The organism is Denitrovibrio acetiphilus DSM 12809 (genome assembly GCF_000025725.1).
GTDB lineage: Bacteria > Chrysiogenota > Deferribacteres > Deferribacterales > Geovibrionaceae > Denitrovibrio > Denitrovibrio acetiphilus.
The window spans coordinates 1,877,347-1,894,341 of record NC_013943.1 but is presented as its reverse complement, the minus strand read 5'-3'; the positions used below and the strand labels follow the sequence as shown (position 1 = coordinate 1,894,341).

The following is a 16,995-nucleotide window of genomic DNA, read 5'->3' as shown; positions in this document are numbered from 1 at the left end:
ATAAGTATTTTAAACTCGCATAGAGATTTATTATGTTTTTTGGCATCTGAATTGATATTAGATAGTCAGGTAGTGGAAAAACCACGCCTACCGAGACGGAGCTCAATGGGGTGCCGGCAGGACGCCGGCTTTCCTTTAATGGAAACCCACTAATTATAAATGATTTAGTATGTGGCATTTTATCGTGTTTGATGTATTATAGATACATAAAGCTTGTCACATTAAAACTTTGCCTTGTTCAGTCAAATCAACCTCAAGTCGCACTTGGGAGCGTTCTCAACGATCTGCCCTCTGCTTAATATGAAATATAAACAAGAGCCAAGACCCAAAATGCCTGAAATTATAAAGAGATTATTTGTTTTCAAAGAGTTTGCTCAGGTCGGATTCTTCGTTTTTGCTCAGGTTAACAGGTGGCATAATAGTTGTTTTATTGATACTTCTGGGATTTCTAACCCATTTAAGAAGCAGTTCCGGCGTCCACCGGTCGTCACCTTCCTGCAAAACATCGGAATCAAAGTATTGGCTGAAAAGCCCCGAGAGATTTCTGGCGATCTCCCCGGTTCCTTTCCCTCCAGATTGCCTTGTGATTACTTTATGGCAGTTACCGCAGTGTTTCCCAAAGACATCATCATCTGAGGTTTTTATATATGCAACATAAGGTTCTGCTTCTTTTTGCACTGTGCCTGACGAGGCGAAAAGAAGATATTTGATTATTTTTGTAACATCCCGATCAGAAAAATGAAAATCCGGCATATATTCATTAGTGTTGATTAGTTTGTCTGCGAGGTATTCCCCGGTGTGTATTTTTGCTCGATAATCTAGTGATACTGCAGAGTTTTCACCTTTAGCGCCTATAATATGGCATCTTCTGCAGGCTGAGTCCTCCACGATTTCTTTGCCGGTCTTTACATCATTTTCATCGGTATATAATCCGCTGTATTTTGCAGTGATTATACCGAAATGGGCAATGTTTTTTCTGGAGCTCTCCATATTTCCTCTATGGCATAAACTACAGTCACCTTTGTTGGCATAATGAGGTTCGTGGCAATTCATGCAGGCATAGCCGGAAATTGCTGAGAAGAATATTAGAAATAGAATGAAACGAGTTCCCAATTTTCCCCCCTGAAAAACGTAGCTATAATAGTCAGGACTATAACGGTAAATGTCAGTGCTATCGTTGTGCTCCACACAGCTCTATCATTTTTACTGAACCATACTGCTTTATCGGGCGTGTATTTTTTCCTGAAATCAGGCAGGAAATAAAACAGTATGATCAGCAGCATTATCACATTGAAGTAAACGGCTCTCCAGCTCACGACCTCTTGTATCCAAAGCAGAAACCAAGCACTTTTTGCCGGGTTAGGCGGTGACGAAGGGTCTGCTGCGGTGTCCAGAGGGCTGGGAAATATAAACGTAAGGATGATTGCAAATAGTATTGAAGCAAAGCCTATGAGCAGGCTGAATCCTATAAGTTTTCGCCTGTCTTCTTTATCGGAGCTATCTGCATATTTAACAAGACCGCCATTTTTCCGTATATTATATAAGTGAGCAGAAATCAGTGTCAGGCTGAATACAGGCAGAACAATGACATGCAGAGTGTAAAATCTAAGTACAGTCAGCTTGCCGCCAACATCATCCGGCATCAGAAGGTTTTTGATGAAATCTCCGAAGGGGAGGGTGTTCATAAGCTCCATGCCTGTTTTAGTAGCCCAGTATGACAGCTGGTTCATAGGCATCAGGTAACCTGTGTATGCCTCAAAAACGATTACGAAAAATATGATGTATCCGAGCTTCCAGTTTCTTTTTCTTCCTGCATACACTCCGGTTAAGACGGTTCGCAGCAGATGCACGGCAATAACGATAAGGAATATATGCGAACACATCCGGTGCAGTGCACGTAAAAATTTACCGCCAAAAACTGATTCTTCCAGAAATATTACAGAGCTATAAGAGGATGCGGCATCAGGTGAATAATAAAACATGAGAAGCAGACCTGTTACCGACAGGGTCGTGAAAAGGGCAACCAGTATCGCTCCGGCATACAATGTTTTGGAAAATTTAAGTGTATCCCTGTAAAATTTCGGCGGGAAAAGGTGTGTGAAAAATGGTGATATCAAGCTGTTTCCCTCCGGTACACGGTAATTTTCCCGTTTTCTTGTGAAAAAGCAAATTTCTTAAGCCGTTTCTGTGCCGGTCCTTTCAGCACTTCTCCGGTAAGGGAGAATATGCTTCCGTGGCAGGGACATGCAAATTTGTCATCACTGAGAGAGACAGTACAGCCAAGGTGAGTACAGGAGAGAGAAATCGCTGTTATAGTCTCTTTCGTTCTTAAAAGTGCAAGCTGTTTGTCCTGAAAGATCAGGGCTCCGCCTTCCGGGATGTCCGATATGTTCGCTTCGGCAAGTATACTGTTTTCTTCTATTGGCGGGGACATATATTTACATAGCAGAGTTATGCCTGTTAACCCCACCAGAAAGGCTCCCGTTGTTTTTAGGAAAGATCTTCTGCTGAATTTCTTAATAATCTGCATCACCACTCCTTTGATACAAGCAGATAATACTATATAAGTTAAGGTGGATAAAGAAAAAAGGGGGCACTGGCGCCCCCCTCATAGTGTTATTGTGGAATATACTCAATGAATTTTTGAGTATAAACTCCGGCATGTATTATCAGGAAGCGGAGGAAGTATCCCCCTAATAAAACCAGAGCTTCAAAAAACACCAGTTTAGAACCTGATATATGCATTTTGCCAGCTTCGCCCAGCGCGAAGACAATAGCAGGAATAATAAGCCCGAGGAGCACAAGGAAGACCCAGAACTCCAGAGCGAATTTACCTGTCAGAAGACTGAGCGCAGAGAATTTCATCTCCGGCACACCCTGCATTGCGATAAGAAACATGCCCACAAGGAGGAGAATCTCAAGCATTATGAGATAAAAATGGCTGGTTTCAATCTTATGCATGCTGTCTTCTGTTTTGAAAAACATTTCTCTCACAATCATCGCACCGGATATACCTGTGGATGTCGCGGATATTATGAACAATATCGGAAGAGATGTCTGATGCCAGAAAGGTATTGCCTTTAGGACACCAAGCAGTACAGCAGTGTATCCTGCGGTGAGGATACCTGTTATTATCAGCAGCCACTGCACGGTTCTTCCGCCGGAAAACTTTATGAATCCGAGATTAAATGCGCCATATATCAATGCAAGTAGCGTGAATACCGTCAGTATCCCTGTACCCCATGTAATAGCTGATGTCGGGTTCAAAAAAAGGAGAATCAGAAGCCAAGGCTTCCATAACCCCTGTCCGAGATCTATGTATAGAAAAAATATACCGATACTAACCAGCGGCATTCCTATAACACTTGCAGCTTTTATAAAGGATATGTATTTTTTCCTGTCGTACATATCCGCCATTACAGCGGCAACGATAGCCCCGGCGCCCACACCTGCCAGAAACAGATATACGGCAATATACCACTCAAAGGCTTCTTGAAAAACCATAATAGCCTCCTATTTCTGTATGTAATATATGTTTGGGCGAGTGCCGATGTCCTCACGCAGCTTCCAAACTTTATAATGTTTTTCCGCAGCGTCCTTCAGAAGAAGTGAGATTTCACTATCCTGATCGTTTAAATCGCCGAAAACTCTGACATTTCCCGGGCATGTTGTTACGCATGCCGGCTCAAGACCTTCAGTTATCCTCGGCAGGCAGAAAGTACATTTTTCTGCAACACCAAGATCGTGATTGAAAAATCTTGCATCATACGGACAGGAAACAATGCAGTACTTACAGCCCACACATCTGGATCTTGTCACGTACACAACCCCGTCCTCTCTTTTGTGACTGGCTTTTGTGGGACATACAGTTACACATGGGGCATCGTCACAGTGGTTGCACTGGTTAGGGAGAAAGTGCATCCGCATATTCACAGAACGATCGGGGCTTATCCCGGTGTCTATGTGTGTACGGAAATGATCAGCGGGCACTTCCCATTCTGCCTTACATGCTACCATGCAGGCTTTGCAGTCCACACAGCGGTCAACTATGTATGCCATAGCATATTTTTTATTCATTTAAGATATCCCCCTTTCACACTTTTTCGACTTTAACGAACCCGTTGTGGAAGCCTGCACCGCCGCTGATAGGGTCTGTATCGTCTGATGTGAAGTCTGAATCTCTTGCACCAACACCGGCGATACGTGTAAGCATTTTACTTACAGAACCGAAACCGTGAGGGATAAAGATAGACTCGGGGTGGATGTAGTCCACAACTTTTGCGGTGCACGGACCGCTTTTCTTGCCGTCTTTTGTGATTCTGACAGTGTCACCGCTTTTGATGCCGAGTGCTTTTGCTTTTTCAGTATTGATCCACAGCTCAACAACAGAGTGGTGCAGGGCGAGAAGCCAGGCGTTATTCTGTGTTCTTGCATGTGTGTGAAAGCTGAGACGTCCGAAAAGCAGTCGGAACTCACCATCTTCCGGTGTAGGGGGAGCTTCATATGAAGGCATTGGATCGTAATCCAGATCGTACATCATGTTGCTGAAAAATTCGGCTTTCCCTGAAGGAGTACGGAAAGTTGGCTCAACACCATTTGCAGCAGGGAAAGGATCCCCTGTGTTTCCGATGTAGCATCCATGTTCTTTCATGTATTCTTCTGTTATGCCGATAGTTTCGTATACTTTTTGGTTATACTCACGTATATCCATAAATTCATTTTCATACCCCATTGCTTTCGACAGTTTTGCGGCTATTTCCCATGCGCCCATTGTGTCATGGACAGGGGGAACCGCAGGCTCACGAAGCTGTAAATATCCGCTTTTCCTCGCCGTGGATATAACAGGATCGTACCTTTCAAGGTAAGTAGATTCGGGCAGGATGACATCAGAGTAGTAGGCTGTGTCTGTCATGTATATTTCACATGTAACCACAAGCTCACTCTGCTCAATCGCTTTTTTTACCATTTCAGAATGTCCGTGGTGATGGAATGGGTTGCATCCATAAACAAACATCCCTTTGAGCTCGTGTGTCTGCTCTGCAATGGCATCGATCATTTTGTTTGCCAGTCCGAGATTTCGTGGTGCGATAGGGTAGTCCGTACCGGCACCGTCAGCTCTTTCACTGTGGACATGGTCAACTTCTACCATATGAGGCTTTTCAAATTTGAATCCCACAGGCTGAAACATACCGCCGGGCTGCTGCCAGTTTCCCATCAGAGCGTTGATCATAGCGATTGCTCTGACAAACTGTGTATCAGTGCCATATCTGGTGACACGACGACCGGGGTGAATGTAGCAGTGCGGTGCAGCTTCGCAGAGCTTTTCTGCTGCTTCAATGATGTCTTCTTCTGAAATTTCTGTAACCTGAGATGCCCAGCTTACAGTATATTCCTGAATATGACGGGTGAAGTCTTCAAGTCCGCTGGTGTAGTTTTCCACGAACTCGATGTTATAAAGTCTGTTATTAATGATATGGTTCATCATGCCCAGAAGCAGAGCTGTGTCTGTGCCTGGTTTGATCATCATGTATTTATTTGATTTAGCTGCGGTTTTGCTGTATCTGGGGTCAACATATATAACATATGCGCCTTTGGCACAGCCGTTTATGAAGTCCTGAAGTTCGCCGACATGCAGTGCTTCCGCTATGTTTCTGCCCAGCAGGAGTATGCATTTTGCGTTTTCAGAGTCCACAGGTTCTTTTCCGCCGACAGGTTTACCGTATGTGAGTGCCCAGCCTAACTCCCTGCTTCCGAGGCATTGAGCATATGAAGGGATACAGACATTAGGAGTTCCCATGATCTGCATCAGTTCCACAAAGGCATGTTCACCGGAACCGTGCGCAAAGAGACTGAAGGTTTCAGGACCGTACTGTTCTTTTAATTGATTTGATTTTTCAGCAACATAGGCTATTGCCTCTTCCCATGTGGCTTTCCTGAACTGGCCGGAGCCTCTTTCACCTGTACGTATTAATGGTGTTTTTATTCTGTCAGGATCGTATAGCTGGAAAACACCGGAATTCCCTTTGGCACATAGTTTTCCAAAGTTACTGGGGCAACCGGGCTGACCGTCTAGTTTTCTGACTTTTCCATTAACGACTTTTGCTGTAAGTCCGCATTTCCAGAAACACATTTCGCACCAATTCTGCGCAAATGATTCTCCCAGAGGCTTGGACTCGGGTTTTTCGCCAGCAACAAGACTAACAGATGATAAGGTAGCAAACGCTGCTCCTGCTGCAACCGTTCCCTGAAGGAAATGGCGGCGGGAGATTCTGCTTTTCATCATAATGTCCCTCTAAAAAAAATTTAGTGTGCGGCGGGACAATTATGTTTCTAATGAACTTTTGAATACTCTATTACGAATAGATAAGGTACGATAAGTTTCGCAAATTATGATAGCGGCTTTATAAACGGACAAGGCCGCCGCCGTTTTGGTAGAATACGTTACCAGACAAATTCACCAAAGGAGGCAAAGGCCATGTCCGATGAGAAGATTATACACCTGAACGAAGGTGCCATAAAGGGCGAGTTACAGGAACTTGTCCGCAACAGTGTAGAAGAAACACTTAATAACCTGCTTGAACAGGAAGCCCAGGCTTTGACAAACGCCGCTAAATATGAACGTACTGAGAACCGTAACGGTTATCGTTCAGGTCACTATGAACGGAATCTTTTGACAAGCTCAGGTGATGTTAAACTGAAAGTTCCCAAGCTTAAGGGAGTAACTTTCGAAACAGCCATTATTGAACGCTATCGCCGCCGTGAGAGCTCAGTAGAAGAAGCTCTTATAGAGATGTATCTTGCCGGCGTATCAGTTCGCCGAGTAGAAGATATAACAGAGGCGTTGTGGGGTACTAAAGTATCTCCGAGCACCATCAGTGAGCTTAACAAGAAGGTTTATGTTCACATAGATGATTGGCGCAACAGGAGACTGAAGTGCAGCTATCCCTATGTTTATCTTGATGGCATATATCTCAAGCGCAACTGGGGTGGTTCATATGAGAACGTTGCTGTGCTTGTAGCTATAGCTGTAAATGAAGAAGGCTATCGTGAAGTGATCGGCGCATCAGAGGGTATGAAAGAGGATAAAGAGAGCTGGAAGAACTTTCTCTGTGATCTTAAAGAACGAGGTTTGAAGGGTGTTCAGCTTTTTATAGGAGACAAGTGTTTGGGGCTTGTTGATGCTGTCAGCGAAGTCTATCCGGATGCCAAGTACCAGCGCTGTACGGTTCACTTTTACAGAAATGTATTTTCTGTAACACCGAGAACCAAGGTGAGAGCTGTGGCAGCAATGCTTAAAGCAATACACGCCCAGGAGAGCAAAGAAGCTGCCCTTGAGAAAGCGCAGGCTGTTGCACAGAAACTTCGTGATATGAAGCTAAGGGAAGCCGCTAAAAAAGTTGAAGACAGTATCGAGGAGACTCTGACTTACATGACTTTCCCCTATGCTCACTGGCTTAAGATTCGTACTAATAATGTGATTGAGCGGTTGAATAGGGAGATACGGCGTCGGACTCGTGTGGTAGGTACATTTCCTGACGGAAACTCGGCTTTGATGCTTGTTTGTGCCAGGCTGCGTCATGTAGCTGGAACCCAGTGGGGAACTAAACGTTATATGAGTATGAAATATTTTACTGAAGCCGGAGATATAGAGATGGATTCAGTTGCTGGCTAGTTGAAAGCTACCAAACGGCAAAAGGGAATTTGCGAAACTATCTTGACGGTACCTACGAATATGAGCTTATGTCAATGGGATTATGTTTATTCTATTTGCTTAATGAATACTGCATGTCTACCTGTGCTTGTAAGATATTTGTACATTTTAGATAATCAAATTCGTTATTTTTGGGTGCCTCTTAACGTTATGACAAATCGCTATAGGTATATTCAATAATAGTTATAGGTACGTGTTTTGTCAGGCATGTCAGTTACTTAATGATTTGATTATCTGCTGCCATTTTTTAACGATAAGTTTTTGGTATTCTGGACTTTCTGTCATGATGCGTTCGAACTCGTCATCATCAGCAAACCTGCCGTTACTTAACCGGTACCATCGCATGTTATAAAAGCTGTCAACCATCAGTCCGTCTTTTTGAAGGTCAAATATTCTCTCCTGTCTGGTTTCTCTCATGAATCGTTTCGGGGTTTTGTGGCACTGCTCGCATGTGACAGTTTCACGCCTGATAGTATGGGGGAATACCGCCTTGTAAAAGTTAGAGATCATCCGGTTTTCTGTCCCCTGAACTTTGTCGCCTTTCACATGTGTCAGGAATGTTATGTACTCCGGACGGATAGGGGAATATTTGCCTGCTTTGTTAACAGCTATGGGGAATTTTGTGTATTCTTTTGTGTGACTGCTCTTTGCGTAATCTATGTGAGGGCGTTTGACCCAGCGGAAATATTCATCAAAGGCTGTATCTTCAAGCTTTATCCAGAAGGTTCCATACTCCTGATTTGCCCATGCGGAGTGACAGGTGTAGCACTCCATCTTTTCCATATGAGCGGCGATAGAATGCTCTATAATACTTTTGTCTGGTGTGTGACAGTCTGTGCAACTCTTAGAAGAAACTTGTCCTTTTGCAAGGCTTTCCATTGAGTGGCAGTCTGAGCAGTTCATCCCTTTTTCGTGGTGTATATCAGGTAGCATGGATGCGTACTTTGAACCATTTTGCTCAATACCTCTATCGTAACGTTCATGATCTTCTCTCTGCCCCAGTCCGGTGTATTCTATGCCGATGTAGTAGTCTCTGTGGCACTTCTGGCATGTGTCCGTATCCGGCTTAGTGATCTCGTGTGCGTCTCCCTTTTGGTGGCAGTCAGTGCATGAAGTCACATGGCAGTTTTTACAGTTTTTGTCATAAAAGTTGTTGTCTATACCGTTAAATGTTTTATGAACAAACTTTTTTTCACTTTCCCTGTGTACCATGGCAGAATGCATCATACCGCTGTAGTTTTCGTGACAACTCAGACAGCCTTTAGCTTCTGTTGCGAAATTAGCCGCTTTATCAAAGTGTTCGCTGTTCTGACTGTGACATTCAACACATTCGAGATTTTTATGGGCTCCTGACGAGTGCTGGTCGTGGCATAGGGCGCAGTTTTTATCGTTTTTATCATTTTTATCTGCGGCTAGTCCTGCACTAGTCAGAAAGAAGAGGCTTATGCACGCTGTCATTAAGAATTTTTTCATAGTTTATCTCTTTGTTGTAAATACGTTTTTCAGCTTTCTGATGGCATACGATACAAGTGTTTGCCTTTAACATTTTAGTGATCTCGCTTGTGTTCAGCAGTCGTGAGTGATCGCGAACTATGTCTGAGGTTACCGAAAGTTTTCCGTTAATAACGGAATAAAGAGCGTCCAGAGGTTTGTCGCACTTCTCACATAAGTAAGAGCTTGTAATGTTGCCGTTTGCAGCGGAGACGAGCCCCTGACCAAAACCGGCAAAAGCAAGGTCTGTGTGGCAGGTTATGCAGTCAACCGCTTTCTGTCCTGTATTATGGCTATAGAAAGGGGCAAATTTGAACTTTTTATCCCCTCTGTAATTGAAGATATGTTCATCTTTTATAACTTCCCCGTCCTTATCGATATGGGTAAGGAATGTCTGGCAGCCGGGTGTGACTGACGATATTTTGCCGCGCTGATTAAGCCCTAGAGGGAACGGGAAGAATGAACGGAAGTCCTCTTTCTCGCTGAAAGCTCCGTCGGTAGCCTCACCTTTGATTAAGTCGAACATTTTTTCACGCTCATCGTATGATGTGTGGCATCCGTAGCACTGTATTACGGTTTTGGAGTGACATGTATAGCATTCCATACGGTCGTGTCCGTGCATGGAGTGTTCATCTCCGCCTGCGATCGTCTTTATTTCTAACTTCTTCCCTTTGCGTTTGGTATAAAGGAAGAATTTATCATTTTCTTTTTTTACATTGGAATACATACGCCCTTTGGACGTTAGAACCATTTCGTCACCGAATTTATTTTTGAATGCATAGTTTGCGGATTCTCTCACCGGCTCATCGTTTTCTTTAGTTATCATAGATGTTTCCGGAAGTTTGTCTTTTGTCCCGTGGCAGTCTTCACATGTAGTTTCGATCTGCATATACATGTTTTCATACATGTAGCCGTCGCCCATAATGTCCCTTGATGTGTGGTAGTCGATGCATTCCATCCCTTTTTCGTGATGAATGTCTGCTTCCATATGGCGTACGTTGCGGACACCGTCGATTAGGTCAGGTCCCGGGTAGCCGTGCTGAGTAGGAACCAGAGAGTTGTTGCCGTCGTAAAGTCCCTCATAAGACAAAGCTATTCTACCGCTTCTGTTGTGGCAGGTCAGGCATACGTCGTTGCCGGGGAGCGGGTCAATTATGTGCTTTTCAGGGTAGGGGGATTTGCCTTTTATGGTCTGGTCATTCCCTTCGTATGAGCCATCGTCTGAATGGTTGAAATGACAGGCTGCACAACCGGATGAATGATGTGCCCTGTATCCCTGAAGTTTGTCATAGCCGATGTGGCAGGATGAGCAGAACTTTCTGTAAAGTTCGCCTGAAAGTTCGTCAAGTTCACTGACAGGAGGGTGTTCGACGGAGTTTCCGTCTTGGTTATACCCCGTTGTCCCGTGGGCACTGTATAGGTCGCCCTGATAGTCATCCCAAGCCTGCTGAGAGTTTTTTATCATCCCTGTTGCAGTGTACATAAGAGTTGTGCTTACGCGGTCAAGCTGGTATTGGTGGCATGAGCCGCATGTTTTGTCCCACACTTTGTGGTCAGACGGATTCCGTCCGCCAAGCATATCTTTGTGGGCGATTTCTTTATTTTCAGTTTTTTCATCTCCCCCATGACAGGTTATGCACTCCAGCTTATGGTTGTCTGAAAGGTGTTCTATTCCGGCGTGGCATTCAGATGCTTCACAGCCTTTGCTGTCTGTTGCGGCAGGTGTGTAGAAGACAAAAGCAGACAGTACGGATAAAAGTAGCAGAAACGCCGCAATGTACTTAAGCATGCAGAGACTCCCTGAATTGATAATGTATTATAAGAATATTTCTATATAAAGAGAAGGGAAAAAGGCGGAGAGAATTTCTCCGCCTGTTGTTGTCTGATTAGCAACCCTGAAGCTGAAAGCCTGGCTTAGAGCCACCGCCAAGTGCTTCCACTTTGACTTTGTCTCCGGCTTTAACATCGATGCTTCTGTCGAGTTCGATAGTGACTTTGTTTCCGTCCATACTTACAACTTTGCCTTTAGACGATTTGACTGCTGCATAAGCAATTCCGGAAAATACAAGCATAGCTGCTGCAATAGTGATAATAACCTTCTTTTTCATACTTTATACTCCTAAAATCTTACTTGCAGGTAAAGCTCAAATGTTGAGAAGTCCTGCATATTAGTATCAGTGCCTCTTTCATCTTCGAAAGTAACCTGTGAATACTGAGCTGTGATTTTCAATTTGTCTTCGTTGAGGTAGTAGTTTATGCCGCCTGCGTAGAAGTCAACTTCGTTATCATAGAAGCCGTTAAGGTTTGCAAATTCAAAATTGTCATACCTTCCGAATATCTGCACAAGCCCGGGCCCGACAGGTTGAGGAAGCATGTATGCTGCTTTGAAATATTGCCCTTTTCTCTCACCGTTAAGACCGTAAGAGTTGGAGTCAGGGTTTGCGCCTTTGTATGCGTCATCAAAGTCAATTTCCAGATATGCAGCGGATGCAGTGAAAGTACCCAGGTCTGTAGGGTATTCTGCGAATATGTCAGCAGAATATGCCACATAGTCCTTTTTGTCAGTTTTATCCACTGTGTCGCCATAAACAGCGTCTGCTTCATACTGTGCAGAGCCACCGACTGTAAGGATTTTCTTCTTTCCGAAATATGTTCCTTTGTATCCATAACCTCTCTCTTTATCCAGCAGAGAGAGATGAACACGACCGGTATATCTGAGATTAGAGCCGGGGTCAGGAGAACCGTTACCTTCGTCACCTGTGCGTCCTTCCTGGATTTCGCCTCTGAACTGAAGAAGCCCTTCAGCGACTTCATACCTGACACCGATACCCTTGTCTCTGCTTGTTTTAAAAGGAGCATAGACGAAGTGAGAGCGGTCGAGGGTCAGAGGGTTAAAGCACCCTTCAAGATTTTCTCTTGTAAGTGAGTGTTTGAATTTACCGAGTACAACATCGAGATTCCCGTTAACTTTGTACCTGATCTGTGCGTCGAGCAGATAAAAGTTTTTGTCGTCATCATCAGAAACATCAACATAGAGAGGACTGATGTTTTTGTCTTCGATGTATTCGGTCTGTACATAAAAGCTGAGCTTTTCGTTGTAGGTGCCGATAAAGCCGACGCGGTTTCTTCGGAAATTGAATTCGTTTGTGGAATCTTCGCCTTCGTCACCGCTTCCTGTATTACGTCCGGTATAGCCGAACTGAGCATCATAGAAAAATTTCAGATAATGCCCGTCACCAAGATCAATAGGCTTAAAAGCCATAGCAGATGAGGCTGATAATACAATCAGCAGGGCTGTCAGTAGTATTTTATTTCTAAACATAATGATTTACTCCGTTAATTCTTCTTAACATCCGCCGGTATCGGGTGATACAACAACATCTTCACCGTCACCGGAAGAGTCATCACCTGTAACATCGTCAGAAGTTACATATTCAACGTCTTCTGTTGCCAGTTCTGTACCAGAGCCGGTGTATTCAGTATTAACAGTGAATGTTGTGTTGCCATACGCATCCTGCCATGCTGAGACAGCCTTAAAGAGTATATCTTTAGAGAGTCTTACGGTGTCGTAAGCTAGCATGCCTGCATTTGTATCAGCTTCTAGAACCCCGCCCTGTGTGATGTCTGTTGTTGGTACTACAGTGTCTGCAACTGTCTGAACGAACTGAGATCCGTCCCAGTGTATAGTTGTAGCGCCGTCAATGTATGTCGCTGCAACAGGAGTGAAAGCAGAGTGTGCAGACCATGCAGACCATGAACCGTCATAAAGAGCAACATTTTCATACTCCATTACTTCTTTAATGAAGAAATAGATAGGAGTTGCTGAGTAGCCTGAGAAGCAATGTACAATTATTCTGTCGTTTGCTGATATGCCTGCGTTGTCAAATGCTGCCTGCATTTCAGCTTTGGTTTTAAATGTACCGTCTGCGTTGACAAGGTCGCCGCCGCCTATGCCGGCATCACCAGCTACTATGGCGCCGTCTATTCTGCCGCCGAAAGCCACACCGGATGTACCGGAAGAGCCTCTTGCGTCAATGATCTTAGCAGACCCTGATCTTGCGTAGTTGATAACCTGTGTAGTGGATACTCTTGAAGATGTATGGAGTCCTGGTAAATCTTTGACAGAGAAAACTGAGTCAGCAGGGTCAACTGATTCTGCTGTAGTGTTAACAAGAGTCGGATCGGCTGCTGCGAGAGCTGCTACGCCGCCGTCAAGTATTTTGATTTTTGTTTCTGCGAGTCCCCAGTAGTAAAGCATCCACCAGCCGCGGGTTAAGTTCCATACTCCGTTGCCTGATGCAGCACTGGTTAAGACAATTACTGTGTCATGTGTTACGCCCAGATCCTGAAGCATTGCATCAATAGTTGTACCTTTCGGAACCATTTTTGCGGAAGTATCGTTTATGGCTACTGTATCTATAGGTCCCTCAGCTCTGTAATCGAAAATAGTGAAAGCTTCGATGTCTTCTATTGAGGTAGAGCCTATGATTCTGTTCGCTGCTGTATCTGAAAAATCTGTCTGCACATCAAGGATAACGACAGGGTCTCCGGACGCAGTAACATTGCCGTTGGCTATCCAGCCGGCAACGTCAGAAGCAGAAACAACTGCACTGGCGGGCTGGTCGTAAGTGTCCCACCATATCGGGGTTGCTGATTGTGAGTCTGGGGCGTCATATGAACCACCGCCGCCACAACCGACTGCTATTGTAATAAAAGAGATCACAACAACATAGACTGAGAATACCTTTGCTTTTCTTAACCAGGAAAGCTTCATGATCGTTCCTCCGTTTTTAGGGCATAACCCTATTCCATATTTTGGTTAGAAAAGTTCGGAAGATCAAATTGTCCCGCCGCACACATTTTTGGTGGTTGAATTAAAAGTTGAAAATTCACAACTCACCCATATGTGTAATTAAAATCACATAACAGATTCAGTGTCAATCCTTTCTCGTTAAAACGCTACATGTTAATATTCCGGTATTAGAATATTAAGATATATCATGAATTATATAAAGCCCGATAGTAGATTAACTGAAAAGATGTATACTCTAATATTGATGATGTTCTTTTAAAATGGTGTCAGAAACGTTAATTATTTATAAAATAATACCCAATGCGTGATGATACCTATGGTGAAAATTCTGTGCTTATTGTGTATCTGTGTTGAGTAGAGTAGTTATTGATGTGTTTTAATATGTTTTGGTTAAGATATCTTACATATGTTCTCAACAAAATGAACCAATGGGCATAATCGCCGGACATATGCTTATATTGACTTGTGATAAAGTTTTTATTTGCAGTTACTTATATTTAAAATATATTTAAAAAATAATGGTACTTTCTTATATTTTAAGATGCTATATATCCTTTTAGTGAAATAATGCAGGCTATATGAAAAGTGCAATAAAATTCACATAAAATATGACTGTTTGGCGAGTCATTTTTCGTATGAAAAGACAGGCAGATATAGTGTTAACTCATGTTTATATGTTAAGCTGTGTTATAGTGGAAAAAGTTATCTGTATCATTATGATAAGGTATTATATTGTATAGTATTATGTTTCGTTAAATATCGGTATGTGCTTGGGGTATGTTTTAATATTTGAGTGAATTTAAAATTAATCAAGTGAAAGAAGTGGAGCAATTGAAAAGTTTTTGAATATTAGAAAATAATGAATATTTATACGTACTGATAAGAGTATATGCCATTTTAGAGCAATATAAACCAGCCGGCAGTGAATACCGGATATTCTGCTCTGGTTTAGCAATGCGGGTATATGAAGCTGTTAAAGGCTTGACAGGAGTACATTTTCACCGGCAATTCCTTCAACCTTAAAAGACGGCTCTTCCGAGGTGACCATTATCACATATTTGCCGTTCTCTTCCCTCACGGTTTCTATTTTACCTTTTATATGAAAATATTTTTTTCTTTTGGGTTCTTCCCCTTCCGACCGGTTAACCTTAAATGGTCCGACAGGCGGAATCATATTTATTTCCATGATATCCTCCTTTATTATTTATATAGTTTAAATCGGAAATTATTCAAGATACTTGAACTGATGAATAGTCTTTGTAAGCGCATCTAAGCTGCAAAGATAAGTGTCCTTATGGTTTGCGACTGCGTTGCAATAGTGTATTAGTGTTGGTAGTTCTAGCAGTTTTTATAGAATTCATCGAGAAATGAATGATCTGTCAATCCGCAAGCTTCGCGCTGAAATTTGAATTCTTTTACATATTTATCTTTTAGTTCCTCGAGTTTTGCGACAGTTTTTTCCGTTCTGCGTAGTTTGTTCTTAAGTCTTTCGGCAAGTATGTTTTGTCGTTTTTTCCGGCAGAGTCCGCTGTTGATGACTGTTGAGCACTCCACCCGCACGACCATAGCCCGCAATCTGTTAAGCAGGGCAAGTTTCTGCTTATACATTTCTTCGGCAATTTCGACTTTCTTACCGTATTTGTAAAGGGTATTTGCCTTCATCTCCAGTAAGTCTTGTTCGATACTTTTCATTTGCAGCATTTTTTATTTTACTACTTTTCAGCTTTTTATGATAGTAGCTGTTAAATATACTTGTAAATTATGGTTATATAGACAATTATAGTCACCGAAAGAAGGTCGTTCAGTTGCCGGCACACTTGATGTGCGGGAGGAAAGTCCGGACACCGCAGGGCAGGATGGCTGATAACGTCAGCCTGGTGTGAATCAGGGAAAGTGCCACAGAAAACAAACCGCCTTTTAAAGGTAAGGGTGAAACGGAGGTGTAAGAGACCCCCGCTGATGCTGGTGACAGCACAGGCAAGGCAAACCCCATCCGGTGCAATGCCAAATAGGCAGACCAACTAAGATTGCCCGTTTTTTATGGTCTGCGGGTAGGCAGCTTGATCATATTGGCAACAATATGGCTAGATAAATGACTGAAGATAACAGAATCCGGCTTACAGACCTTCTTTCACTTTTCATAAAATAATTTCATAAAGTCATTTTATTTTTCGACTATTGCTCTAATTGCGATTGACTAGGAAATAAAAACCAGCTATATTTCTGGAAAAAATGTATAATGTATACAGTATACTGTGTACGTATATTTTGAACATTTTTTTGACCTGTATACAAAGGGGTGTTTGTGAACCAGGAAGTTTTTATAGAGAGCAAACCGCTCAGAGAAAAGATAGCCGATAAGATTAGATCTGATATAATTAAAGGAATATATAAGAATGGCGAACGTCTGGTGGAGCCTAAGCTTGCCAAAAACTTAGGTATCTCAAGAACGCCTATCCGTGAAGCTCTGCGACAGCTTGAGTCGGAAGGCTTTATTGAGATAGTGCCCAGAAGAGGTGCTGTTGTCAAAGAGCTAACCATTAAAGATATTGACGACCTTTACGCCATTAAAGCGAATCTGGAAGGGCTGGCAGCAAGACAGGCTGTTCTGCACCTCACAGAAAATCAGATCGAGAATCTTATAAATATAAATAAACAGTTCAAAAACTATGCAGAACAGAATCCGCATGTAACAGATGAATATCTGAAAGACAATATTGATTTCCATAATACTTTTATATCGGCATCAGATAATGAAAAGCTTGTGGATATTCTGGACGGTCTTTCCAAAAACTTTCAGCGTCTCAAGTCGATGCTGGTTTCTGACGCAGGGCGTGCAGCCACTGCTGTTGTGGAACATAAAAAGATAATCGATGCTTTTGTTTCAAAAGATCCTGATCTTGCCGAACGTTCGGTCAGGGATCATATCATCAGCGGATGGGAATATTTGAAAGAAAGAATCAAAGGCAACTGACAGGAG

Annotated in this window: 15 protein-coding genes and 1 other RNA gene; 3 read left to right on the top strand and 13 right to left on the bottom strand. The window is 43.0% G+C overall.

What is annotated here, in order from left to right:
• Positions 1 to 351 precede the first annotated feature (351 nt).
• From extS to DACET_RS09005, 6 genes are all read right to left on the bottom strand, one after another.
• Positions 352 to 1,188: a selenite/tellurite reduction operon c-type cytochrome lipoprotein ExtS gene (gene extS, locus DACET_RS09030; RefSeq protein WP_283804954.1), complete on the bottom strand. Its 837-nt coding sequence runs from the start codon at positions 1,186 to 1,188 to the stop codon at positions 352 to 354.
• Positions 1,086 to 2,117: a cytochrome b gene (locus DACET_RS16000; RefSeq protein WP_013011071.1), complete on the bottom strand. Its 1,032-nt coding sequence runs from the start codon at positions 2,115 to 2,117 to the stop codon at positions 1,086 to 1,088. Before DACET_RS16000 ends, extS begins: the two co-directional genes overlap by 103 nt.
• Positions 2,114 to 2,530 carry a QcrA and Rieske domain-containing protein gene (locus DACET_RS15600; RefSeq protein ID WP_013011070.1) on the bottom strand — a complete coding sequence of 139 codons (417 nt, stop codon included), beginning with the start codon at positions 2,528 to 2,530 and terminating at the stop codon, positions 2,114 to 2,116. Before DACET_RS15600 ends, DACET_RS16000 begins: the two co-directional genes overlap by 4 nt.
• 86 nt (positions 2,531 to 2,616) lie before the next feature.
• A complete protein-coding gene (gene nrfD / locus DACET_RS09015) occupies positions 2,617 to 3,504 on the bottom strand; it encodes an NrfD/PsrC family molybdoenzyme membrane anchor subunit (protein WP_013011069.1) in 888 nt (295 codons plus the stop codon).
• A gap of 9 nt (positions 3,505 to 3,513) precedes the next feature.
• Positions 3,514 to 4,077, bottom strand: a complete 564-nt coding sequence (locus DACET_RS09010) for a 4Fe-4S dicluster domain-containing protein (protein WP_013011068.1) — start codon at positions 4,075 to 4,077, stop codon at positions 3,514 to 3,516.
• A gap of 16 nt (positions 4,078 to 4,093) precedes the next feature.
• Positions 4,094 to 6,283, bottom strand: a complete 2,190-nt coding sequence (locus DACET_RS09005; protein ID WP_013011067.1) for a molybdopterin-dependent oxidoreductase — start codon at positions 6,281 to 6,283, stop codon at positions 4,094 to 4,096.
• A 192-nt stretch (positions 6,284 to 6,475) separates the two neighbouring features.
• Here DACET_RS09005 and DACET_RS09000 point away from each other — a divergent pair, with 192 nt between their 5' ends.
• Positions 6,476 to 7,672, top strand: a complete 1,197-nt coding sequence (locus DACET_RS09000) for an IS256 family transposase (RefSeq protein WP_013010015.1) — start codon at positions 6,476 to 6,478, stop codon at positions 7,670 to 7,672.
• Between the two features lie 249 nt (positions 7,673 to 7,921).
• On the opposite strand, the gene extO is transcribed toward DACET_RS09000, so the two are convergent.
• The 7 genes from extO to DACET_RS08965 form a co-directional block, all read right to left on the bottom strand.
• Positions 7,922 to 9,184 (bottom strand): selenite/tellurite reduction operon b-type cytochrome iron-sulfur cluster-binding subunit ExtO, encoded by a 1,263-nt coding sequence (gene extO, locus DACET_RS08995; protein ID WP_013011066.1) that lies wholly within the window; start codon positions 9,182 to 9,184, stop codon positions 7,922 to 7,924.
• Entirely contained in the window at positions 9,135 to 10,991 is a 1,857-nt protein-coding gene (extM, locus tag DACET_RS08990) for a selenite/tellurite reduction operon c-type cytochrome ExtM (RefSeq protein WP_013011065.1), read from the bottom strand. The genes extO and extM overlap by 50 nt, the downstream gene beginning before the upstream one ends.
• A 97-nt stretch (positions 10,992 to 11,088) precedes the next feature.
• Positions 11,089 to 11,310 carry a selenite/tellurite reduction operon protein ExtJ gene (gene extJ, locus DACET_RS08985; protein ID WP_013011064.1) on the bottom strand — a complete coding sequence of 74 codons (222 nt, stop codon included), beginning with the start codon at positions 11,308 to 11,310 and terminating at the stop codon, positions 11,089 to 11,091.
• An 11-nt stretch (positions 11,311 to 11,321) separates the two neighbouring features.
• Positions 11,322 to 12,524: a selenite/tellurite reduction operon porin ExtI gene (gene extI / locus DACET_RS08980; RefSeq protein WP_013011063.1), complete on the bottom strand. Its 1,203-nt coding sequence runs from the start codon at positions 12,522 to 12,524 to the stop codon at positions 11,322 to 11,324.
• 24 nt (positions 12,525 to 12,548) lie between these two features.
• Positions 12,549 to 13,976, bottom strand: coding sequence for a sulfurtransferase (locus DACET_RS08975; RefSeq protein WP_013011062.1), 1,428 nt, complete (start codon positions 13,974 to 13,976; stop codon positions 12,549 to 12,551).
• Between the two features lie 1,012 nt (positions 13,977 to 14,988).
• Positions 14,989 to 15,201, bottom strand: a complete 213-nt coding sequence (locus tag DACET_RS08970; RefSeq protein WP_013011061.1) for a hypothetical protein — start codon at positions 15,199 to 15,201, stop codon at positions 14,989 to 14,991.
• A 152-nt stretch (positions 15,202 to 15,353) separates the two neighbouring features.
• Complete coding sequence (locus DACET_RS08965; RefSeq protein ID WP_013011060.1) at positions 15,354 to 15,707, bottom strand: hypothetical protein; 354 nt, start codon at positions 15,705 to 15,707, stop codon at positions 15,354 to 15,356.
• A 97-nt stretch (positions 15,708 to 15,804) separates the two neighbouring features.
• Here DACET_RS08965 and rnpB point away from each other — a divergent pair.
• Positions 15,805 to 16,151: RNase P RNA component class A (gene rnpB / locus DACET_RS15855), an RNA gene on the top strand.
• Positions 16,152 to 16,320: 169 nt separating this feature from the next.
• Positions 16,321 to 16,989, top strand: coding sequence for a GntR family transcriptional regulator (locus DACET_RS08960; RefSeq protein ID WP_013011059.1), 669 nt, complete (start codon positions 16,321 to 16,323; stop codon positions 16,987 to 16,989).
• The last annotated feature ends 6 nt before the right edge of the window (positions 16,990 to 16,995 follow it).